Source organism: Campylobacter sp. US50a, from assembly GCF_004379015.1.
Lineage (GTDB): Bacteria > Campylobacterota > Campylobacteria > Campylobacterales > Campylobacteraceae > Campylobacter_D > Campylobacter_D jejuni.
Genome location: NZ_RYYJ01000002.1, coordinates 163239 through 185145 on the forward strand (window position 1 = coordinate 163239; position 21907 = coordinate 185145).

20 protein-coding genes are annotated in these 21907 nt (G+C 30.7%); 18 read left to right on the forward strand and 2 right to left on the reverse strand.

Annotated elements, in window-relative coordinates; genetic code table 11:
* Positions 1-17: 17 nt before the first annotated feature.
* The 14 genes from rpmH to ELQ11_RS02230 all read left to right on the forward strand — a co-directional run bounded on the left by rpmH (position 18) and on the right by ELQ11_RS02230 (position 14001).
* A complete protein-coding gene (rpmH, locus tag ELQ11_RS02165) occupies positions 18-152 on the forward strand; it encodes a 50S ribosomal protein L34 (protein ID WP_002776864.1) in 135 nt (44 codons plus the stop codon).
* Complete coding sequence (gene rnpA / locus ELQ11_RS02170) at positions 149-475, forward strand: ribonuclease P protein component (RefSeq protein ID WP_002853349.1); 327 nt, start codon at positions 149-151, stop codon at positions 473-475. The genes rpmH and rnpA overlap by 4 nt, the downstream gene beginning before the upstream one ends.
* Positions 472-813: a membrane protein insertion efficiency factor YidD gene (yidD, locus tag ELQ11_RS02175; protein WP_002865962.1), complete on the forward strand. Its 342-nt coding sequence runs from the start codon at positions 472-474 to the stop codon at positions 811-813. The genes rnpA and yidD overlap by 4 nt, the downstream gene beginning before the upstream one ends.
* Entirely contained in the window at positions 810-2402 is a 1593-nt protein-coding gene (gene yidC / locus ELQ11_RS02180; protein ID WP_052949376.1) for a membrane protein insertase YidC, read from the forward strand. The genes yidD and yidC overlap by 4 nt, the downstream gene beginning before the upstream one ends.
* Positions 2399-3217 carry a Jag N-terminal domain-containing protein gene (locus ELQ11_RS02185; protein WP_002871465.1) on the forward strand — a complete coding sequence of 273 codons (819 nt, stop codon included), beginning with the start codon at positions 2399-2401 and terminating at the stop codon, positions 3215-3217. Before yidC ends, ELQ11_RS02185 begins: the two co-directional genes overlap by 4 nt.
* On the forward strand, positions 3210-4538 hold the full coding sequence (gene mnmE, locus ELQ11_RS02190) for a tRNA uridine-5-carboxymethylaminomethyl(34) synthesis GTPase MnmE (RefSeq protein ID WP_044780272.1): 1329 nt from the start codon (positions 3210-3212) through the stop codon (positions 4536-4538). Before ELQ11_RS02185 ends, mnmE begins: the two co-directional genes overlap by 8 nt.
* Before the next feature lie 10 nt (positions 4539-4548).
* A complete protein-coding gene (purL, locus tag ELQ11_RS02195; RefSeq protein WP_070298844.1) occupies positions 4549-6735 on the forward strand; it encodes a phosphoribosylformylglycinamidine synthase subunit PurL in 2187 nt (728 codons plus the stop codon).
* Positions 6732-7502 carry a DnaJ family molecular chaperone gene (locus ELQ11_RS02200; protein WP_134225125.1) on the forward strand — a complete coding sequence of 257 codons (771 nt, stop codon included), beginning with the start codon at positions 6732-6734 and terminating at the stop codon, positions 7500-7502. Before purL ends, ELQ11_RS02200 begins: the two co-directional genes overlap by 4 nt.
* 2 nt (positions 7503-7504) lie before the next feature.
* The gene (gene purH / locus ELQ11_RS02205; RefSeq protein WP_134225126.1) at positions 7505-9037 is read left to right on the forward strand and encodes a bifunctional phosphoribosylaminoimidazolecarboxamide formyltransferase/IMP cyclohydrolase; all 1533 of its coding nucleotides are present in this window, start codon (positions 7505-7507) and stop codon (positions 9035-9037) included.
* A 98-nt stretch (positions 9038-9135) separates the two neighbouring features.
* Positions 9136-10728: a methyl-accepting chemotaxis protein gene (locus ELQ11_RS02210; protein WP_070242961.1), complete on the forward strand. Its 1593-nt coding sequence runs from the start codon at positions 9136-9138 to the stop codon at positions 10726-10728.
* A gap of 9 nt (positions 10729-10737) precedes the next feature.
* Complete coding sequence (locus ELQ11_RS02215; protein ID WP_002871471.1) at positions 10738-11172, forward strand: META domain-containing protein; 435 nt, start codon at positions 10738-10740, stop codon at positions 11170-11172.
* 98 nt (positions 11173-11270) lie between these two features.
* Positions 11271-12248: an agamatine deiminase gene (locus ELQ11_RS02220; protein WP_002861700.1), complete on the forward strand. Its 978-nt coding sequence runs from the start codon at positions 11271-11273 to the stop codon at positions 12246-12248.
* Positions 12245-13132, forward strand: a complete 888-nt coding sequence (locus tag ELQ11_RS02225) for a cation diffusion facilitator family transporter (protein WP_002861699.1) — start codon at positions 12245-12247, stop codon at positions 13130-13132. Before ELQ11_RS02220 ends, ELQ11_RS02225 begins: the two co-directional genes overlap by 4 nt.
* Positions 13129-14001 carry an N-carbamoylputrescine amidohydrolase gene (locus ELQ11_RS02230; protein ID WP_002871473.1) on the forward strand — a complete coding sequence of 291 codons (873 nt, stop codon included), beginning with the start codon at positions 13129-13131 and terminating at the stop codon, positions 13999-14001. The genes ELQ11_RS02225 and ELQ11_RS02230 overlap by 4 nt, the downstream gene beginning before the upstream one ends.
* A gap of 11 nt (positions 14002-14012) precedes the next feature.
* On the opposite strand, the gene ELQ11_RS02235 is transcribed toward ELQ11_RS02230, so the two are convergent.
* Entirely contained in the window at positions 14013-15359 is a 1347-nt protein-coding gene (locus ELQ11_RS02235) for an SH3 domain-containing C40 family peptidase (protein WP_070284789.1), read from the reverse strand.
* Between the two features lie 48 nt (positions 15360-15407).
* Here ELQ11_RS02235 and pif1 point away from each other — a divergent pair, with 48 nt between their 5' ends.
* Both pif1 and ELQ11_RS02245 read left to right on the forward strand, forming a co-directional pair.
* Entirely contained in the window at positions 15408-16751 is a 1344-nt protein-coding gene (gene pif1 / locus ELQ11_RS02240; RefSeq protein WP_126214174.1) for an ATP-dependent DNA helicase Pif1, read from the forward strand.
* A gap of 9 nt (positions 16752-16760) precedes the next feature.
* Positions 16761-17495: a hypothetical protein gene (locus ELQ11_RS02245; RefSeq protein WP_002861695.1), complete on the forward strand. Its 735-nt coding sequence runs from the start codon at positions 16761-16763 to the stop codon at positions 17493-17495.
* On the opposite strand, the gene lolA is transcribed toward ELQ11_RS02245, so the two are convergent.
* Positions 17492-18001, reverse strand: a complete 510-nt coding sequence (lolA, locus tag ELQ11_RS02250) for a LolA-like outer membrane lipoprotein chaperone (RefSeq protein ID WP_070242963.1) — start codon at positions 17999-18001, stop codon at positions 17492-17494. The genes ELQ11_RS02245 and lolA overlap by 4 nt on opposite strands.
* 100 nt (positions 18002-18101) lie before the next feature.
* On the opposite strand from lolA, the gene secA reads away from it, so the two are divergent.
* Together secA and ELQ11_RS02260 are read left to right on the forward strand one after the other, a co-directional pair.
* Entirely contained in the window at positions 18102-20690 is a 2589-nt protein-coding gene (gene secA / locus ELQ11_RS02255; protein WP_126228865.1) for a preprotein translocase subunit SecA, read from the forward strand.
* Complete coding sequence (locus ELQ11_RS02260; RefSeq protein ID WP_134225127.1) at positions 20687-21892, forward strand: ABC transporter permease; 1206 nt, start codon at positions 20687-20689, stop codon at positions 21890-21892. The genes secA and ELQ11_RS02260 overlap by 4 nt, the downstream gene beginning before the upstream one ends.
* The last annotated feature ends 15 nt before the right edge of the window (positions 21893-21907 follow it).

The following is a 21907-nucleotide window of genomic DNA, read 5'->3' on the forward strand; positions in this document are numbered from 1 at the left end:
TTTTAAGGAAAAATCAAATGAAAAGAACTTATCAGCCGCATGGCACTCCAAGAAAACGCACCCATGGTTTCCGTGTTCGTATGAAAACTAAAAATGGTCGCAAGGTGATCAATGCAAGACGCGCTAAAGGTAGAAAAAGACTTGCTGTGTGAAAAATTTTGATAAATTTAGCACAAACGAGGAATTTTCATCTGTATATAAAGTAGGTAAAAAATGGCATTGCGAAGGTGTGATCATTTTTTATCTGAATAGTTATGAAAAAAAAATAGCAGTTGTTGCTAGTAAAAAAGTTGGAAAAGCAGTGGTTAGAAATCGTTCAAAACGAATTTTAAGGGCTTTGTTTGCTAAGTTTGAAAGATATCTTCAAGATGGCAAATATATTTTTGTAGCTAAAAATGAAATCACTGAACTTTCTTTTTCTAGGTTAGAAAAAAATCTAAAATGGGGATTGAAAAAACTAGAATGTTTCAAATGATATGCCTAAAAATACTCCGTTTTTATCAGAAATTCTTAAGCCCTTTAAAACCCGCTGCTTGTAGGTATTATCCTAGTTGTTCTGAGTATGCACTTTGGCAGTTTCAAAAAAAGAATTTTTTTCTAGCTTTTTTTTCTACTTTTTTTAGAATTTTAAGATGTAACCCTTTTTTTAAAGGGGGATTTGATTATCCTAGAGTTTCTAAAAATTTTTATCCTATGAATTTATGTTTTAAGCCTATATTTTTAGCAAAAAAACAACTTTGTTTTTTATACATACCTTATAAAAATAAAAGTTTTTATCTTATAAAAATCATCTTTAAAAGGACAAATCAGTGAATAATTCAAATAATATTTTTCAGCAAAAGCGTATACTTTTGGCTGTTGTGATTTCTTTTTTATTTTTTGTTGTTTATGATTATTTTTTCATTCCAAAGCAACCTTTAAAAATAGAACAAAACATTACACAACAAAATCAACAAAACACAAGCATAAATAACACTCCTAATATACAAAATACCACCACAAATACTCCAAGTGTGGCTTTAGTTTCGCAAGATAGTGTGATATCTAAGGTTCAAAGCAAACATTTTGAAGCACAAATTGACTCTTTTGGTAGAATTTCTGCTTTTTATTTAAAAGATAAAAAATACCAAAATGAGAAAGGGGAATTTATAAATCTTGTTAGCAAGGAAAATAGTCCTTATCCTTTAGAAATGCGTTTTAGTGATCCAAGTATTAACTCAGAGGCTTTTAAATTTCCTTATATTGCTAACTCTAGCAATCTTTTTGTTGATGAAAATGGAAGTCAAGTTTTAAAACTCACTCAAAATCTTTCCGGATTGAAAATCGAAAAAGATATTACTTTTTATTCAAAAGGAAATTATGAGATAGAAGTTAAACTCAGCAAAAATGCAAATTATTTTATAAGTCCAGGATATCGTCCAAATATTGCCGTAGATAGTTATACAGTTCATGGTGCTTTGGTAATGGATAATAAAGAAACCATCGAAACTTATAAAGATGGAGATGTAGAGAAGGATGAAAGTGCTAATAATGTCGTAATGACTTCGGCTTTTGATAGATACTATGCAACTTTCTTTTATAATTTTGATAAACCTTTAAATGTGGCAATCAGCAAGGATGCTAATAAAAACCCTATAGTTTTTGCTTATAGTGATAATGAATTTAAAGCAGGGGGTTATATAGGTTCTAAAGAACATGTGATTTTAAGAAGTATAGATCCACGCCTTGAAGCAGTTGTTGAATATGGTTGGTTTACTTTTATTGCTAAGCCTATGTTTGAGTTTTTGAATTTCTTGCATCAGTATATAGGAAATTGGGGTTGGGCTATCGTTGTGATGACTTTAATTGTGCGTATTATTTTATTCCCACTAACTTATAAGTCTATGATTTCTATGAATAAACTTAAAGATCTTGCTCCTAAAATGAAAGATATTAGAGAGCGTTATAAAGGCGATCCACAAAAAATGAATATGCATATGATGGAGCTTTATAAAAAACATGGTGCAAATCCTATGAGTGGTTGTTTGCCTATACTTTTACAAATTCCTATTTTCTTTGCTATTTATCGCGTTTTGCTTAATGCTATTGAGCTAAAAGCAGCTCCTTGGGCGTTTTGGATACATGATTTATCGGTAATGGATCCTTATTTTATTTTGCCTATTTTAATGGGTGCAACGATGTTTTTACAACAGCTTATTACACCTATGACTATACAAGATCCTATGCAAGCTAAGATTATGAAATTTTTACCAGTGATTTTTACTTTTTTCTTTATCACTTTCCCAGCAGGACTTACGCTTTATTGGTTTGTAAATAACCTTTGTTCTTTGGTTCAACAATGGGTTATCAATAAAATATTTGCCAAAGAACATCACAAAAAACAAGCGGAGCATGAAAAATGAAAATCGAAGCCATTGATCTTCAAAGTGCCTTAACAGAAGCTTCAAGAAGTTTAGAATGTTCTGTTATGGACTTAGAATATGAGATTATTCAGCATCCAAGAAAAGGTTTTTTTGGATTTGGAAGAAAAAAGGCAATTATAGAGGCTAAAGCAAAAAAAAGGATTTTGAAAAAAAATCCTAAAAAAGAATTTACAAGTTCAAAAAATCACAAACTAGAAACACATGAGCCAAAACGAGAAAACAAGATTGAAATAAAAAATGAAAAAAATAAAAGTCAAAAAGAAAAATACACAGTAAAAAGTGATGAAATTTTTGATAGTTTTCATCGAGAAAGCAAAGGAGTGCGTAATACTCAGGATATTTTAGATGAGATTCGTATTCAGCTTGTAAAACTTTTAGAAAGCTCCCAGTTTAAAATAGAGCTTAGTGAACTTAGAATGTATGATGAAGATTGTGTTTTGATTCGATTGGATGGAGAAGATGCTGCTTTGATGATAGGCAAAGAAGCGCATCGTTACAAGGCTATTTCTTATCTTTTGCATAATTGGATCAATTTAAAATATAATCTTTTAGTACGCCTTGAGATCGCTCAATTTTTAGAAAATCAAATTCAAGGTATGCAGCTTTATTTACAAAGCGTGATTGAAAAAATTAAAATTCATGGACGCGGACAAACCAAACCTTTAGATGGGGTTTTGATAAAAATTGCTTTAGAGCAGTTAAGAGCTGAATTTCCAGATAAGTATGTAGGAATTAAGCAAAATAATGATCAAAGATTTGTTGTAATAAACGACTTTTTCAAAAAAGATGAGTGATACTATAGCGGCTATTGCCACAGCTCATGGTGTGGGTTCGATTTCTATTGTAAGATTAAGCGGTGAAAGGGCTTTAGAATTTGCCTTAAAGCTTAGCCACAAAACCAAACTCACCCCCCGCCATGCTACTTTTACAAAACTTTTTAATCAAAATAATGAAATTATCGATGAAGCTATAATGATATATTTTAAAGCCCCTTATAGTTTTACAGGGGAAGATATAGTAGAGTTTCAAACTCATGGAGGATTTAGTGTGAGTGAAGTTTTACTCGAAGAACTTGTGAGTTTAGGAGCAAGACTTGCTTTAGCAGGGGAATTTAGCAAAAGAGCGTGTTTAAATGGTAAAATGACTCCTTTAAAAGCTTTAAATATACAAGATCTCATACTTTCAAAATCTGCACTTGCAGCTAAAATTATAGCACGCAACATGCAAGGAAACTTAGGAGAACTTTTAGAAAAAATTCGCACAGATTTGGTTAAAACCTTGGCTTTTGTAGAAACTAGCATTGATTATGCTGATGATGATTTACCTTCTGATTTATTAGAACAAATTTCTACTATGTGTGAAGAAAATTCTAAAATTTTAAAAGAAATTTATACACTTTCTCAAAGCAGAAAAGGACTTATAGAAGGTTTTAAAATCGCTATTGTAGGTAAGCCAAATGTAGGCAAATCCTCGCTTTTAAATGCCTTGCTTTCTTATGAAAGAGCTATTGTTTCAGATATAGCAGGCACCACTCGTGATACTATAGAAGAGAGCTTTAAATTAGGAACACATTTATTACGCATTATAGATACAGCGGGTATTAGGGAAAGTAAAGATGTTATAGAACAAATCGGCGTAGCTTTAAGTAAAAAAAGTTTAGAAGATGCAGATATTATTTTGGCAGTCTTTGATGCTTCAAGAGTGCAAGATAAAGAAGATGAGAAAATTTTTGACTTATTAGCAAATACTGATAAAAAAATCTTTTGGATTTTAAATAAAAGTGATTTAGAAAATGTTTTCAAAAATACTCAAAATAAAAATTTTATCAAGCTTAGTGCTCAAAAAGATATCACTTTATTAAAAGAAGAATTGCAAAATTATCTTAATTCTTTTGATAGCGAAGGTATTATGGTAAGTTCTTTAGATCTTATTAATGCTTGTAAAATTTCAAGTGAAGCGATTTTTAGAGCTAAAGGACTTTTAGAGGAAAGTTCTTTAGAACTTTTTGCTTTTGAACTTAATTTAGCTATTAATGAACTTGCAAGATTTACTAAAGATTTTCAAAGAGATGAAATTTTAGACGAAATGTTTGGTAATTTTTGTTTAGGAAAATGAAAGGATAAAAATGGATAAAGAAACCATAAAAGCACATAAAATCAGCGATGAAGAATATGCACAAATTTTAGAAATTTTAGGACGAGAACCAAATTTATTAGAACTTGGGGTTATTTCTGCGATGTGGAGTGAGCATTGCTCTTATAAATCCAGTAAAAAATATCTTAATGGTTTTCCAACTAAAGCACCTTGGGTGATTCAAGGTCCAGGAGAAAACGCAGGGGTTATTGATATCGGGCAAGGTATGGCAGCAGTTTTTAAGGTAGAAAGTCACAATCACCCTAGCTTTATCGAACCTTTTGCAGGTGCGGCTACAGGAGTAGGGGGAATTTTGCGTGATGTTTTTACTATGGGTGCAAGAGTGGTTGCAGGGCTAAATTCTTTAAAATTTGGCAATATTCATGATGAAAAATGCGGCAAACATCAAAAATACCTTGTTAAAGGTGTGGTAAATGGAATTTCTCATTATGGAAATTGCATGGGTGTGCCAACTATAGGTGGAGAATGTGCTTTTGATGAGTGTTTTAATGGAAATATCTTAGTAAATGCCTTTGCTTTAGGGGTTTGTAAAAGTGAAGATATCTTTTATGCTAAGGCTGAAGGTGTAGGAAATCCTGTGATTTATGTGGGTTCAAAAACAGGGCGTGATGGACTTGGTGGAGCGGTTATGGCAAGTGATAGCTTCAATGAAGAAAGCAAATCTTTGCGTCCTACAGTGCAAATTGGCGATCCTTTCAGTGAAAAACTTCTTATGGAGGCTTGTTTAGAGCTTTTTAAAACCGATTATATTGTGGGTATTCAAGATATGGGTGCTGCAGGGCTTACTTCAAGTTCTTTTGAAATGGCAGGAAGAAGTGGCAGTGGCATGAAACTTTACTTAGATAAAACTCCTATGCGTGAAAGCGGTATGACTCCTTATGAGTTAATGCTTAGCGAATCTCAAGAAAGAATGCTTATTTGTGCGAAAAAAGGCTATGAAGATAAGGTTATAGAAATTTTCAAAAAATGGGATTTAGATGCTGTGGTTATGGGTGAGGTTACCAATACAGGAAAAATGGAACTTTTTTGGCATGATGAGCTTGTAGGGCTTATTCCTATCGAGCCTTTAAGTGAAAAATCGCCGATTTTAAGTCGCCCTACAAGTGAGCCAAAATATTTAAGTGAAATTAAAGACTATAAATTTGAGCTAAAATCAAGTATTCAAGAGCTTTTTATACAAATGCTTCAAAATGAAAATATAAATAACAAAGCTTTTATTTATGATCAATTTGATTCAAGCGTGCAAACCAATACCATAAAAGCCGATGGAAAATTAGGTGCTAGTGTTATTCGTATTAAAGAAAATGGCGCAAGTGTGGCTATGGCTGTAGAATGTAACTCACGCTTAAATTATGTAAATCCTAAAATAGGAGCAGCTTTAGCAGTAGCTTCTGCAGGAAGAAAGGTTGCTTGCACAGGAGCTAAGCCTTTGGCAATAAGCGATTGTTTAAATTATGGAAATCCGCAAAATCCTGAAGTGATGTGGCAATTCGCACAAGGTTGCGAAGGTATTAAAGAAGCTTGTAAAGAGTTAAATACCCCAGTAGTAAGCGGCAATGTTTCACTTTATAATGAAACTGAAGGCGTAAGTATTTATCCAAGTCCTACTATAGTAAGCGTAGGGGTTTTAGAAGATGCAAATAAAACCTTAAAAGCTAGTTTTGAAAAAGAAAATTTAAGCGTTTATCTTTTGGGTGAAAGTTTAGGAGAATTTGGTGGATCTATGATAATGAAAATCCAAGATAAAAAAGTATCAGGAAGTCTTAAAGAGCTTGATTATAAAGCTGAACTTGCACTTTGGGATTTGCTTTATAAAGCCAATCAAAATTCTTTACTTGAGTGTGCCAATAGCGTAGGAATAGGGGGTATTGCTATGACTTTGGCAAAAATGTTTGCTATTTCTAGTGTAGGTGCAAATTTAACAAGTGGTTTTGATGATGAAAAATTGATTTTTGATGAGAGTGCAAGTCGTGCTATAGTAGGGCTTAGTAAAGAAAATGAAGAAGCTTTTTTAAATTTAGCTAAAGAATTTGGAGTAAAAGCTTATAAATTAGGTGTGAGTACAAGCCAAAAACATTTTAAACTTGATAGCATTGAGTTAAGCAAGGCTGAACTTGATAAGCTTTATTTTGAAAGTTTTAAAGAGCAAATCCAATGACTCTAGTTTTAATTATACTCGTTGTTTTGGTGTTTTACTGGTATTATAAAACTTGGGGAAAACAGGATTTTTTAAACTCAGCTACAAGAGGAGCTAAAGGCTTTGCTAAGGGTTTTGCTCGTGGGGTTATGGAAGAAAGAATGGATGAGTTTAAAAGGCGTATGAATTACTATGTTATCGCACTTTTGGCAAAAATTGCAAAAAGCGATGGCAGAGTAAGTGAAAATGAAGCTGAAATGATCAAAGATCTTTTAGATGCAAATGCCAAAGATGAAAAAGAAAGAGCTTTTTTAAAAGCAAGTTTTAACGAACATAAAGAAAATTTAAGCGATGCTTTTTATGTGGCAAAAGATTTTTTAAAAGAAGTGCCTTTACCTAAAAATGAGCGTTTTAATGTCTTGCGTGTGCTTGTTTTTATGGCTTTAATCGATGCAAATTTTAATGCTAAAAAGCGTGAAATTTTAGAGCAAATCGCTAAAGCCTTTGATATAGCAAAAAGCGAATTAGATGCTTTTATTGCAAGTCTTTCAAATTTAAAAAGTTCTAAAAAAGAATTAAGTCTTGATGAAGCTTTTACTATTTTAGAACTTCCAAATAATGCAGATTTAAATGCGGTAAAAAAACAATACCGCAATTTAGCAAAAAAATACCATCCTGATATTTTAAACGCAAACAATGTCAGCGAAGAAGAGCTTAAAATCGGCGTAGAGAAATTTCAAAAAATCAACGAAGCTTATGAAAAAGTTAAAAAACATTTAGAAAGGTAAAAATGAGAGCATTACTTAGTGTGAGTGATAAAGAAGGCATAGTAAAATTTGGCAAAGAGCTTGAAAATTTAGGTTTTGAGATTCTTTCAACTGGGGGGACTTTTAAGCTTTTAAAAGAAAATGGAATAAAAGTTATAGAAGTGAGTGATTTTACAAAGAGTCCTGAGCTTTTTGAAGGGCGTGTGAAGACTTTGCACCCTAAGATTCACGGTGGGATTTTGCATAAAAGAAGCGATGAAAATCATATCAAACAAGCAAAAGAAAATGAAATTTTAGGCATTGATCTAGTTTGTGTAAATTTATATCCTTTTAAAAAAACTACCATTATGAGCGATGATTTTGATGAAATTATAGAAAATATTGACATAGGCGGACCTGCGATGATAAGAAGTGCAGCGAAGAACTATAAAGATGTGATGGTACTTTGCGATCCGCTTGATTATGAAAAAGTGATTGAGACTTTAAAAAAAGGTCAAAATGATGAGAATTTTCGTTTAAATTTGATGATAAAAGCTTATGAGCATACAGCAAATTACGATGCTTATATTGCAAATTATATGAATGAACGCTTTAATGGAGGTTTTGGAGCGAGTAAATTTATAGTAGGACAAAAAGTATTTGATACAAAATATGGAGAAAATCCACATCAAAAAGGGGCTTTATACGAGTTTGATGCCTTTTTTAGCGCAAATTTCAAAGCCCTTAAAGGCGAAGCAAGTTTTAACAATCTAACCGATATTAACGCAGCTTTAAATTTAGCTAGTAGTTTCGATAAAGCTCCAGCTATTGCTATAGTAAAACATGGAAATCCTTGCGGTTTTGCTATAAAAGAAAATTTAGTACAAAGCTATATGCATGCTTTAAAATGCGATAGCGTCAGTGCTTATGGAGGAGTGGTTGCAATCAATGGAACTCTTGATGAGGCTTTAGCAAATAAAATCAATGAAATTTATGTAGAAGTAATCATTGCAGCCAATGTAGATGAAAAAGCTTTAGCCGTGTTTGAAGGTAAAAAACGCATTAAAATTTTCACTCAAGAAAGTCCGTTTTTAATCCGCAGTTTTGATAAATATGATTTTAAACATATTGATGGGGGTTTTGTATATCAAAACAGCGATGAAGTAGGCGAAGATGAGCTTAAAAATGCAAAGCTTATGAGTCAAAGAGAGGCAAGTAAGGAAGAATTAAAAGATCTTGAAATCGCTATGAAAATAGCAGCATTTACCAAATCAAACAATGTTGTTTATGTAAAAAATGGTGCTATGGTGGCTATAGGTATGGGTATGACAAGTAGAATCGATGCAGCAAAGGCAGCAATCGCTAAAGCTAAAGAAATGGGACTTGATTTGCAAGGTTGCGTTTTAGCAAGTGAAGCCTTTTTTCCTTTTAGAGATAGCATAGATGAAGCAAGTAAAGTAGGGGTTAAGGCTATAGTAGAACCAGGCGGAAGTATAAGAGATGATGAAGTGGTAAAGGCGGCTGATGAGTATGGTATGGCGCTTTATTTTACAGGAGTAAGACATTTTTTACATTAAGTTTAATGGAATGTTATGTTTTTTACACATAATTCAATAAAAATTAAATAAATTATGTGTAAAATATTTCCGAAAAATTTTATTTTTAGGAAACTATGATGTTTAAAACTATAGGATTTAAGGTTTCTGCTGCAATTTTTGTGGTGTTGCTTATAAGTTTTATTGTAATGCAAGTGATTTTAAATTTGGACTTTAAAAATACTGCCAATAAAATGAGCAGGGCAAATTTAGATACCGTAAGTACTTCTGTTTTTCAAACAATGAGAATGGCTATGAATTTAGGAGATCCTGAAAAAATTAAAGAAGCCATTGAAGATGCAAAAAGTATAGAGGGTATTAGTGATATTAAAATTTATCCTTCAAAAGATACTATAGATCTTTTTGAGATGAAAGCCCCTCAAATTTCAAATGATAAGCGTATTATAGAACAATTTTCAAATCCTAAAATTCAAGCTTTAGAAGAAAATATAAATGGTGTTGTGCATTTAAGATTGATACGCCCTTTGATTGCAGATGAAAGTTGTGTTGCTTGTCATGCAAATGCTAATGTAGGGAGTGTGATAGGGGTTATGGATATATCGCATTCTTTAGAAGGTGTTCAAAAAGATATAAGTAAAACCAGTCAATCTTATATTATAATATTTACTATTGCTTTGATTTTTACCCTTTGTGTGGTTCTTTTAATGCTTAAAGTTGTTGTTGGAAAGCCTGTTTTAGAGCTTTTAAATCATGCTAAAGAATTAGCTCAAGGAAGTGGCAATTTAAAAGCTCGTATTTCAGTTAAAGGTCAAGATGAAATTGCTTTAGCTTGTGGATATATCAATCAATTTATCGAAAAAACTCACAAGGCAGTTAGCGGTGCAAGTCATAATTCAAAAAATGTAGAAAAACAAAGCAATCTTTTAAATTCAAATGCTATTTCTTTAAGTGAAATCAGCTCACAAAGTCATAAACAAATAGATCAAAGCTTTAAACTTGGTGCAAATGTTGGCAATGAACTTGGAGAACTTGCTAGTTTGTCAAATAAGGCAAATAGTGCCAATGAAAAATCCTTTTTATTATTAGAACAAATGCTTAAATCTTTGTTTAATGTTGCTAATAAAGTATCAACAGTATCCCAAAATGAAAATAAATTGGCTAAAAAAGTTGAAAACATGGTCAATCAAGCAGGTAATATACAAAAAGCAACTCAAATGATGGATGAGATTGCAGATAAAACCAATTTACTATCCCTAAATGCTGGCATAGAAGCAGCTAGGGCTGGTGCCTTTGGACGAGGTTTTTCTGTAATTGCTGAGGATGTTAGGCAGTTGGCTCAGAACAGTGAAGAATTTTTGGGAAATGTAGCTCAAATTACAAAAGAGCTTTTGCAAAGTATTAATGAGGTTAGCGCAGAATTAAAGAAAAATGCTCAAAGTGTACAAGCTTTAAATGATGACACCGCTTTATTGGTTGATGATGCTAATGAGGTTAAATTATGTAACGAAGACGCTAGGGCTTTGGTAACTCAATGTACTGAAAAAATAAAAATTTCCCAAGAGAATATACAAAATTTACTTTCTCGTATGCAAGAAAATGTTGAAGTAAGTGAAAAGAATGAAGAAATTTCTAAAATTCTACTTCAAGTTGCAGATGAGTTAAAAATAGTGTGTCATAATCTCGAAAGCGAACTTAACCAATTTCAAATTTAAAGGAATAAAATGAAAAAAACGCTTCAAATTGCTTTAGCTGCAACTTTTTTTGCGGGTTGTGCTAGTACTTCTGTTACTTCATCTACTTCTAAAGGTAATAATGAACTTGTGCAGAACCAGCTTTTCAAAATAGAAAAAATTATAGTTAATGGTAAAACTTTTGATCCAAAAAACGCAGAGGAAAGTCCAAATATTAGTTTTGAAAATAATAAATTTTATGGTTATTCAGGATGTAATCGTTTTTTTGGTTCTTACCAAACTAAGGCAGATACTTTGCAAATCGAAGGTGATCGCGTAGCTTCAACTCAAATGCTTTGTCACCCAATGGATGTAATGGATTTTGAAAATTCTTTCCTTTCAAATTTCAAAGGAACTTTTAAAATTTCAAATGAAAATGGAAAACTTGTTTTAAGTAATGATGAAATGAAAATCTTTTTTAAATAATACACTAAAGCCTCGAAATATCGAGGCAATCTTCTTAAATTTGACAAAATTCCAAAAAATGATACAATTATAATTTTATTATCAAAAAAGGTAGTTAAATGATAAAATCAATTCCTGAATGGAGTGAGCAAGAATACCTCATGCTTTCTTTACCTCATGAAAAAAGCGATTGGAGTCCATATTTAGAGGAAATTTTGCAAAGTTATAAAGAATTTGTAAAAGTGGTAAGTGAATTTCAAAAAGTTTTACTTATAGCTCCTAAACAGAGTGATTTTGAAAATTTTAAAGATATAAAAAATGTTGAGTTTTTTAAATGTGATACAAATGATACTTGGATACGTGATTTTGGAGCTATAGATATAGTAGAAAATAATCGTTTAAAGGCTCTTGATTTTACTTTTAATGCTTGGGGAAATAAATTTCAAAGTGAGCTTGATAATGCTGTAAATTCTAAGCTTTTTAAAGAAAAATTTAAAGAGGGGCTTAAAAAGGTGGATTTTGTTTTAGAAGGAGGAAGTATTGACTTTAATGGAGAGGGTGTGATGCTTACAAGCTCTCATTGTCTTTTAAATGAAAATAGAAATTCTCATCTAAACAAAACCCAAATTGATATAAAATTAAAAGAAATTTTTGGTTTAAAACAAATTATTTGGCTAGAAAATGGTTTCATAAAAGGTGATGATACAGATCATCATATCGATACCTTAGCAAGATTTATAGATAAAAATACCATAGCACATTGTGTTTGTGAAGATGAAGAGGATGAGCATTATTTGCCTTTGCAAAAAATGAAAGAAGAGCTTAAAAAAACAGGCTTTGATTTAGTAGAACTTCCTATACCTAAGCCTTTATACTATAAAGGAAGAAGATTGGGGGCGACTTATGCGAATTTTGTTTTTATAAATAATGCTTTAATTGTGCCTTTTTATAAGGATAAAAATGATGAAATCATAACTAAAAGACTTTCTAAAGCTTTACCCAATCATAAAATTATAGGAGTAGATGCAAGAGTGTTTTTACGACAAAACGGTTCTTTGCATTGTTCTTGTCAAAATCGTTTCAAAGGTTTAAGATGAGTTTGCAAAAAAAAGCAACTCTTGTAGCAAGTTTATGTGCTATTGTTTTAGCCTTGGTTAAATTTATAGTAGGCTTAACAAGTGGTTCTGTTGCAGTGCTTTCAAGTGCGATTGATTCTTTAATGGATTTTGCTATTTCTGCTTTTAATTTTTTAGCTCTTAAAAAAAGCTCACAAAAGGCGAATGAAAATTATAATTTTGGTTTTTCTAAAATTGAAGCTTTAATGGGTTTGTTAGAAGGTGTTTTTATAGTTGGCGTGGGGATTTTTATTTTTTATGAGAGTATTTTAAAGATTTATTATAAAGAAGAAATTAAAGATTTAAATTCAAGCATCTATGTGATGATTTTTGCTTTAATTATGACTTTTTTTCTTGTACTTTTTTTAAATTATGTAGCTAAAAAAACCAAAAGTTTGATTATAGAAAGCGATGCTTTGCATTACAAAACAGATTGCTTAACCAATGCTTGTACTTTAGGGGCTTTGGTTTTGATTTATTTTACAAATTTACATATTATTGATGCTATTTTTGGGATAGTGATCAGTCTTTATACGGCATTTTCTGCTTTTAAAATCATTAAAAAAGCTTTGGCTTTTTTAATGGATGAGGCTTTACCTAAGGAACAAGTGGATAAAATTTGTATTTTGATTTCTAATAATCCTGAAATAATTTCCTATCATGAATTAAAGACGCGTAAAACTCCAAGTTGTAATTATTTAAGCGTGCATTTGGTTTTTTGCCCTATAATTTCGCTTTTAAATGCGCATAAAATTTCAGATGAAATAGAAGAAGGTGTGCGTAAGATGTTTGAAAATGAAAAATGGGATATACAAATTCATTTAGATCCTTATGATGATGCAGAACAAGAAAGGCAAAGACAATGAAAATCGCTTTAATACAACAAAAATTTCACTCAAACAAAGAACAAACTATAAAAAAAACTTGCGAATTTATAGAAGAAGCCTCTAAACAAGGAGCTGAGCTTATTTGTTTAGGAGAGCTTCATCAAAGTGAGTATTTTTGTCAAAGTGAAAATGTGGATTTTTTTGACTATGCTAATGATTATGAAAAAGATGTGAAATTTTGGGCAAATATAGCTAGAAAAAATCAAATAGTGCTTATTACTTCATTATTTGAAAAACGAAGTGCCGGACTTTATCATAATACTGCAGTAGTTTTTGAAAAAGATGGTTCTATAGCAGGCAAATATCGCAAAATGCACATACCTGATGATCCTTGTTTTTATGAAAAATTTTATTTTACTCCTGGAGATTTGGGTTTTGAACCTATAAATACAAGTTTAGGCAAGCTTGGAGTGCTTATTTGTTGGGATCAGTGGTATCCTGAAGCAGCAAGAATTATGGCTTTAAAAGGAGCTGAGATTCTTATTTATCCCACGGCAATTGGTTGGTTTGATAAGGATGAAGATGAAGAAAAACAAAGGCAGCTCAATGCTTGGCTTGGTGTTCAAAAAGGACATGCTATAGCTAATGGTTTATATGTAGTAGCTATCAATAGAGTAGGTTTTGAAAAAGATGTAAGTGGGGTAGAAGAGGGCATTAGATTTTGGGGAAATTCTTTTGTTTTTGGCCCTCAAGGTGAAGAACTTTGTCTTTTAGATTCTCAAAACGAATGTGTAAAAATCATAGAAATAGATAAAAAAAGAAGTGAAAATGTGCGTCGTTGGTGGCCTTTTTTGCGAGATAGACGCATAGAATATTTTGCAGATTTAACTAAAAGATTTATTGATTAAATCAATAAATCTTATTTGTTTTGTATATTTTCAAGATAGCTTTTTATTTGCTCTTTTTCTTGTTCGTTTAAATTTATAAAACTTATTTCTTTAAGTCTTGATAAAAGCAAATTATCTTCTAAAATTTCATTTTTTCCTATTTCTAAAGAAGTGATGACGCTAGAACTTATGAGAAGTCTTTGGGTTGCATCTTTTCTTAAGCCCCATATATTATGTATGGCAATATTATTATCTGTAATTTGTCCTGCATAAAGCATAATATGTCCAGGTAAATAAAGTAAACTAAGATAAGCTTTCCCAAAGCGGTTTAAAAAATCTTTTTTTTGAGAATTACTAAGAGTGCTTATATCAAAATGATTAAAAGAATTTTTTTGTGCAGCTGAATTTCTTGGTAGATAAAGTCCAAAAGCTGAAAAGATATCACGAGTTAGTAAAGAACAATCTCTTTCAAAATTATAACCGCCCCAGCCATAAGGCAAATTTAAAACTTGTGAAAGTTGATTTTTTAAATTTTTATCATTGAATTGTAAAGGAAATTTAGATACATCTTTTTTAGAAATTTTATATTTTTTAGAACCTATTTTTCCATAAAAATAGTTTTTATCTTCTTTGTAGCAAGGATAAATAGCGCCAATTCTACTTTCAAAGAAAAATTTACCATCCTCGCTATAGATAGGAAATTTTTCTTTTAGTGGTGTGATAAAGTTAAGATTTTCATAGATTTTCGCTCTATCGTTTGAGAAAAATTCCAAATTTTTACTTTCAACAAATCCAAATCCAGCTTCACCTAAAACAAAAGCATAACGCTTATCTTTGCTAAAATGTGAAATTAAGACAGGGGTTCCAGCATTTAAAATGCCATCGCTTGCATAGTCAAAAGGAATTCCTTCATTTTCAAAAAAAGGATTTTTTAAGATAGCTCTTTGGGTTGGAAGATTTTTAATGATTGTATTTTGGATAATTAAAGCTTTTTGATTAAGTTTACCGAATTCTTGGATATTTGCGTTATTTATAGCGTTTTTAAACCATGAAAGTGGAATAATTTGTTTATTGAAAAAATAATAAGTATTTTTTGAATTTAAATATAAAGGAAAGGACCAAAAAATATTTTGTCCTTTGTAATTTTTAAACGAATCATGCCAAGGGTTAAAGAAATATTTTTTATATCGTTTTGCATCAAAATTAATATCGTAAGCAAATTGTGGCAAAATGCTTACATTTTGTTCGTATTCAAGTTTTGCATAATGTTGATTTTCATTTTTTTGTTCTAAATTTTCATGATGAAGTGAAGTTAAATTTTTTGTTGAACAAGCTGTTAAAAATAGCACTATAAAAGTAAAATATAAACAAGATTTCATAATCAACCTTTTAGAAAAAATAGTTATAATTAAAGCCAAGGAAATATAATGCTTGATAAACTAGAAAAAATTTTAGCTTATGATAATGTTTTTTTAAGTGGTGGTGCTGGAGTTGGTAAAAGCTTTTTGACAAATGAGCTTATCAAATCTTATAGAAAACAAAAAAAATTAGCCATAGCTCTTGGTTCTAGTGCTCTATCGGCGTTTAATATAGGCGGTGTTACTTTACACAGCTTTTTTTGTTTAGGGTATTGTGATGATATGATGAAATTAAGCACATTGGATCGCAATCAAAAACAAAAAGAAAAATTAACAAAACTTAAAGAGCTTTTAAAAACGATTGAGCTTATTATTATCGATGAAATTTCCATGGTTAGCGCAAGTGTTTTTGAAATGATAGGCTTTAGACTTAAAAATTCTCAATTTAATGGAAAAATTTTAGTTGTAGGAGATTTTTTTCAACTGCCTCCCGTAATTAAAGAAAAAAAAGAAACTTTATTTAATCATTCTTATTATGCTTTTTCTTCATTTTTTTGGCAAGATTTAAATTTTAAGAATATTAAACTTTCTCAACCTAAAAGAACACAAAATATGGAATTTTATAACTATTTATCTTTGATTAGACAAGGTTTTTTAGATGAAAAAATTTTAAGCTTTTTTGAATCTTTGCGAATTGATTATAAAGAATTAGAAAATTTAGAAGATGATTATACTTTACTTTGTGGTATCAATAAAAAAGTAAACAATATTAATCAAGAAAAATTAAGCAAACTTGAGACCCCACTTGTATGCTTTAAGGCTCAGGTTAAAAAAGAAGATAAGAGAATAAAAGATGAAGAACTTGATTCTTGGATTAGAAGCTTAAATATATTGGAAGAATTAAATATTAAAATAGGTGCTCGTATTATTTTTTGTGTAAATAATTGGGATAAGAATTATTATAATGGTGAGCAAGGCATTATAGAAGATATTCTTTATGAAGAGGAGAAAATTTATATTAGTATTATTAAAAATAATGGGATGAAAATTTTACTTGAACCTTATACTTTTTTCATGGAAGAACTTGAACAATCAGGTAAAGATTTTGTTGTTAATATTCTTGCAAGTGTTACACAGTTTCCTATTAAATTAGCTTATGCTATTACTATACACAAATCACAAGGTATGAGCATTGAAAAATTAGCGTGTGATATTGATCATATTTTTGAAAATGGACAGCTTTATGTCGCTCTTTCTCGCGCTACAAATCCAAATACTTTAAAAATTTATTCTACAAAAAAGATAAATTTTGGATTTTATTTTGCTAATATTTTAAAAATAGATTCTAATGTGATTGATTTTTATAAAAAACATAATTTTTTAGATCTTGAAATACAAGAACAAATCATTTAAAGGCATTAAATGAAAAAAATATTTTTAAGTGTTTTTTTGGCTTTGAGTTTAAATGCTCAAAATCTTGAAATAGATAAAATAAGAACAGATTTGTATTCTAAAAGTGGGGCAAATGTTCTTAAAAAAGTTGAAATTTCTTTGGAATTTGATGGGAATAATTTAAAAGAAAATGAAAATAAGTTGATTGATGCTGTAAATACAGTAATTTCAGGGTTTTTTTACGAAGATATTTTTACAGAAATTGGAAAAAATAATTTTAAAAAAACTTTAGAAAAATTTTTAGATAAGAAGTATAAGATTAAATTAGATGATATATATATCATATCTTTAAGCGGAGTGGAAAAATTTGATTTAGAGGAGTTTAAACGCTTTTTAGAAAGTACTGAGGCTAAAGAGAAAGGTATGGGCAGCGAGGTAAAAAAAGCACTTGAAAACTTAGAAGTTCCTAAAACTCAAGTTCCTGGTGTTGAAAAGATCCCAACTCCTAGTGTTCCAAATTTAGAAGCCAAGCAAGTTGAACAGCTTTTCAAAGATTCAGATGAAGAAAATAAAAATGACAATGGAGAAATCAATATAGATAATTTAAATACACCTAAAATGACTCCAGATATAGAAGAAAAAATTAAAAGAGATTTAATCGCCAATCCTCCACAAATATTCAAAGAAAATAACGCAAGCAAGCCTTATCATTTACCACAAACAGGTTATGATATAAAGCTTGATGAAAATACAACGCAAAATTAGCGAACTATATCATAATTTTGCGGAATTTTTGCCTTAAAAACATCGGAATTAATTTTTGGATTTTTAATTTGATTGTTTAGATTGATTATAACATCATTTTCAAATTCATCTTTATAGGATATGCTTTGAATTTGCTCTTGATTGAGTTTAATTGTATAATTTATATTATCATATTTTGCTACAAGTTTATCTTTATCTATAAGACTTGCTTTTTTGAAAATTTCATTAAGATTTGGAATGTTATCAAGATGAGAGAAAATGACTTGCTCTAGATCGTGCTCTATTATGGTTACTTGATTTTTGTTAATATAAATCTCTTTTTTACTAGGAGTATCATAACTCCAATATGCTTGATCTTTACTCAGTGTAAAATGTCCAGAATAAGAAAGTGTAGAGTTTTTGGATTTTACTATTTGGATAAAATCGCTTGAAAAGGTATTAAAATTAAGATCAAGGGCAAAAAGTTGTCCTATAAAAATAAAAAATATCAAGAATGTTTTTTTCATTTATTTTCCTTAAAAAAATTATATTTTTTATATCATTCTAGCTAATTTTAATTAAATAATCGTTATAATGGTAGTTTGAAAAATTTATAAAGGTTTAAAAATGTTTTTAAATACCTTAAAAGCCGTTTTTGGAACAAAAAATGATCGTGAAGTTAAAAAATACTTCAAGCGTGTAGCACAAATCAATGCTTTAGAAGGCAAATATCAAAATTTAAGCGATGATGAATTAAAAGCCGAATTTGCAAAATTTAAAGAGCAAATTTTAAACGGAGAAAAAAACGAAAATGATATCTTAAATGATGTTTTTGCTATAGTCAGAGAGACAGGTAAGAGAACTTTAAATATGCGTCATTTTGATGTGCAGTTAATCGGTGGTATGGTTTTACACGATGGAAAAATCGCAGAAATGAAAACAGGAGAAGGTAAAACCCTTGTAGCGACCTTGCCTGTAGTTTTAAATGCCATGAGTGGCAAAGGCGTACATGTCGTTACAGTGAATGATTATCTAGCCAAAAGAGATGCTGAGCAAATGAGTGCGATTTATAATTTTTTAGGTTTTAGCGTAGGCGTGATTCTTTCTTCTCAAAATAGTGACATAGAGCACAAGCAAGCTTATGATTGCGATATTACTTATGGAACCAATAATGAGTTTGGTTTTGATTATTTGCGTGATAATATGAAATTTTCAAAAGTTGAAAAAGTTCAAAGAGAGCATAATTTTGTTATTGTAGATGAAGTAGATAGTATTTTAATTGATGAGGCAAGAACTCCGCTTATCATCAGCGGCCCTACAAATCGCACTTTAGATGGTTATATTAAAGCCAATGAAGTAGCTAAGCAAATGCAAAAAGGCGAAGCAGTTTTACCTCCTGCAAAACCTGAGGGTGATTTTGTGGTAGATGAGAAAAATCGTAGTGTTTTGATTACCGAAGCAGGTATTGCTAAGGCTGAAAAACTTTTTGGTGTAGAAAATTTATACAGTCTTGATAATGCTATCTTAGCACATCAGCTTGATCAAGCTTTAAAGGCACATAATCTTTTTGAAAAAGATGTGCATTATGTTTTAAGAAATAATGAAGTTATCATCGTTGATGAATTTACAGGGCGTTTAAGCGAAGGACGTCGTTTTAGCGAAGGATTGCATCAAGCTTTAGAAGCTAAAGAAAATGTAAAAATTCAAGAAGAAAGCCAAACTCTAGCAGATATTACTTTTCAAAATTATTTTAGAATGTACAATAAACTCGCAGGTATGACAGGAACTGCACAAACAGAAGCGACTGAATTTTCTCAAATTTATAGTTTAGATGTTATTTCTATACCGACAAATATTCCTATTAAAAGACAAGATAAAGATGATCTTATCTATAAAACTCAAAATGAAAAATTTAAAGCCGTAATTGAAGAGATTAAAAAAGCCAATGCTAAAGGTCAGCCTGTGCTTGTAGGAACCGCAAGTATAGAACGCAGTGAAGTTTTTCACAATATGCTTGTAAAAGAGAAAATCCCTCATCATGTTTTAAATGCTAAAAATCACGAGCAAGAAGCTTTGATTATCCAAGATGCAGGTAAAAAAGGTGCCGTAACTATCGCTACAAATATGGCAGGTCGTGGTGTGGATATAAAAATCGATGATGAGATTAGGGCTTTGGGTGGGCTTTATATCATAGGTACAGAAAGACATGAAAGCCGCCGTATTGATAATCAACTTCGTGGTCGTGCAGGAAGGCAGGGCGATCCTGGAATAAGTCGTTTTTATCTAAGTTTAGAAGATAATCTTTTAAGAATTTTTGGTGGGGATCGTATTAAAAGCATTATGGATCGCTTAGGTATAGAAGAGGGCGAAAGCATAGAGTCAAGAATCGTTACAAGAGCGGTTGAAAATGCGCAAAAAAAAGTAGAAAGCTTACATTTTGAAAGCAGAAAGCATTTGTTAGAATACGATGATGTAGCAAATGAACAAAGAAAAACTATTTATCGTTATCGTAATGAGCTTTTAGATGAAAACTATGATATTAGAGCTAAAATTTCTCAAAATATCGCTGAATATAGCGCAAATGTAATGAATGATTATATGCTTGATGAAAGCGGTTCTAATGTAAATTTTGAAAATTTGAAAGCAAAAATTTTATATGAGTGTTCAACTCAGATTAGTGAAAAAGATTTTGAAAATTTAAGCGTCATTGAAATGCAAGATAAGCTAAGTCAAATTCTTGAAAATTCTTATAACGAAAAGATGTCAAGACTTGAGATTAAAGAATTGCGTAATATAGAGCGTATTTTATATTTGCAAGTTTTGGATAATGCTTGGAGAGAGCATTTGTATCAAATGGATATTTTAAAAACAGGAATAGGACTTCGCGGATACAATCAAAAAGATCCTCTTGTGGAATATAAGAAAGAAAGTTATAATCTTTTCTTGGAGCTAGTTAATCGTATTAAATTTGATAGTATTAAACTACTTTTTAGTGTGCAATTTAATCAAGAAGAGGTACAAAATTTAGAAAATAAAGCCAATGAAGAAAATGAAAAGCTACTTCAAAGCTCAGTAGAAATGGGCGCAAGCGAAGATAATCTTGGCGAAGCTGAGTTTAAAAAAGTTCCACGCAATGCTCCTTGTCCTTGCGGAAGTGGAAAAAAATTTAAAGAATGCCATGGAAAAAGTGGTCCTAAGCAAGGAATTTTAGCTTGAATAAAAGCGTTTTAAAATATTTACTTTTTAAATATTTAAGATTTGATAAAGAACAACCCTTTATCAATCTTTCTATGCTTTTGGCCTTTTTAGGAGTTTGTGTAGGACTTTGCGTTTTGCTTGTAGCTATGGCAATTATGAATGGTTTTGATAAAGAATTTGAAAAACGCTTTTTTGTGATGAATTATCCTATTACTATTTTGCCTAAATTTTACGCTCCTGTAAATGATGAATTTATAGATGAGTTAAGAAAAACATTTCCAAATTTGTTATTTAGCCCTTATATAAGTACTCAAGTTGTTGTAAAGGGAGATAATCGTTTTGAAGGTGGTGTGCTTTTTGGCGTTAATTTTAATGATGAAAAAAAAATAAACGAAGTGGTTGCTAAAGCTTTAAAGGATGAGAATTTAAGTGGTTTTGATATACTTGTAGGATCAGCACTTATTGATGAATTTGGTTTGCATAAAAATGACAAACTTTCACTTATTTTTTCAAATCTTAATCCTAGTGGATTTTCTTTAGTACCGCAAACTAAACGTTTTGATGTTAAAGCGCGTTTTACTTCAGGGCTTGCATTTTATGATAAAGCTTATATGTATACAGATGTTGATGCATTGAAAAAAGTACTTGGAATGCCTAAAAATCCAAATTATGATGGAGTTCATGTATATAGTGATAATGCTTTTAAGGATGTTGAAAAAATTAAATCTTATTTAAAAGACGATTATGCTGTAGTAGGCTGGTGGGAACAAAATAAAAATTTCTTTTCAGCCTTAGAGCTTGAGAAAAGAGCGCTTTTTATAGTGTTGATGCTTATTATTTTGGTTGCAAGTTTAAATATAGTAAGTTCTTTATTGATGATAGTAATGAATCGTCGCAGTGAAATAGCACTTTTGCTTGCCCTAGGTGCAAGCAAAAATGAGGTAAAAAAGAGTTTTTTTGTCTTAGGCATGCTTATTGGCGGCGGCGGTATGATAGTGGGTGTGATGCTTGCATTTTTTGCTTTATGGCTTTTAGGAAATTTTGATATTGTAACTTTACCTGCTGATGTTTATGGAACCAGTAAATTACCACTTGATTTGTCTTTAATGGATTTTTCTTTAACCATTATAGGTGCTTTAATAATCATAGCTTTATCGTCTTTTTATCCTGCAAAAAAAGCAACTCAAATTAATATTTTAGATACTTTAAGAAATGAATAAATTGTAATTTTGGAG

Excerpts from the sequence above, each read along its gene's own strand:
- pif1 (WP_126214174.1), top strand. The coding sequence starts at position 15,408 with ATGCTTGATAAACTAGAAAAAATTTTAGCTTATGATAATGTTTTTTTA.
- purL (WP_070298844.1), top strand. The coding sequence starts at position 4,549 with ATGGATAAAGAAACCATAAAAGCACATAAAATCAGCGATGAAGAATAT.
- ELQ11_RS02215 (WP_002871471.1), top strand. The coding sequence starts at position 10,738 with ATGAAAAAAACGCTTCAAATTGCTTTAGCTGCAACTTTTTTTGCGGGT.
- purH (WP_134225126.1), top strand. The coding sequence starts at position 7,505 with ATGAGAGCATTACTTAGTGTGAGTGATAAAGAAGGCATAGTAAAATTT.
- ELQ11_RS02225 (WP_002861699.1), top strand. The coding sequence starts at position 12,245 with ATGAGTTTGCAAAAAAAAGCAACTCTTGTAGCAAGTTTATGTGCTATT.
- ELQ11_RS02185 (WP_002871465.1), top strand. The coding sequence starts at position 2,399 with ATGAAAATCGAAGCCATTGATCTTCAAAGTGCCTTAACAGAAGCTTCA.
- ELQ11_RS02200 (WP_134225125.1), top strand. The coding sequence starts at position 6,732 with ATGACTCTAGTTTTAATTATACTCGTTGTTTTGGTGTTTTACTGGTAT.
- rpmH (WP_002776864.1), top strand. The coding sequence starts at position 18 with ATGAAAAGAACTTATCAGCCGCATGGCACTCCAAGAAAACGCACCCAT.
- ELQ11_RS02235 (WP_070284789.1), bottom strand. The coding sequence starts at position 15,359 with ATGAAATCTTGTTTATATTTTACTTTTATAGTGCTATTTTTAACAGCT.
- secA (WP_126228865.1), top strand. The coding sequence starts at position 18,102 with ATGTTTTTAAATACCTTAAAAGCCGTTTTTGGAACAAAAAATGATCGT.
- ELQ11_RS02220 (WP_002861700.1), top strand. The coding sequence starts at position 11,271 with ATGATAAAATCAATTCCTGAATGGAGTGAGCAAGAATACCTCATGCTT.
- ELQ11_RS02245 (WP_002861695.1), top strand. The coding sequence starts at position 16,761 with ATGAAAAAAATATTTTTAAGTGTTTTTTTGGCTTTGAGTTTAAATGCT.
- ELQ11_RS02210 (WP_070242961.1), top strand. The coding sequence starts at position 9,136 with ATGTTTAAAACTATAGGATTTAAGGTTTCTGCTGCAATTTTTGTGGTG.
- ELQ11_RS02230 (WP_002871473.1), top strand. The coding sequence starts at position 13,129 with ATGAAAATCGCTTTAATACAACAAAAATTTCACTCAAACAAAGAACAA.
- lolA (WP_070242963.1), bottom strand. The coding sequence starts at position 18,001 with ATGAAAAAAACATTCTTGATATTTTTTATTTTTATAGGACAACTTTTT.
- mnmE (WP_044780272.1), top strand. The coding sequence starts at position 3,210 with ATGAGTGATACTATAGCGGCTATTGCCACAGCTCATGGTGTGGGTTCG.
- yidD (WP_002865962.1), top strand. The coding sequence starts at position 472 with ATGATATGCCTAAAAATACTCCGTTTTTATCAGAAATTCTTAAGCCCT.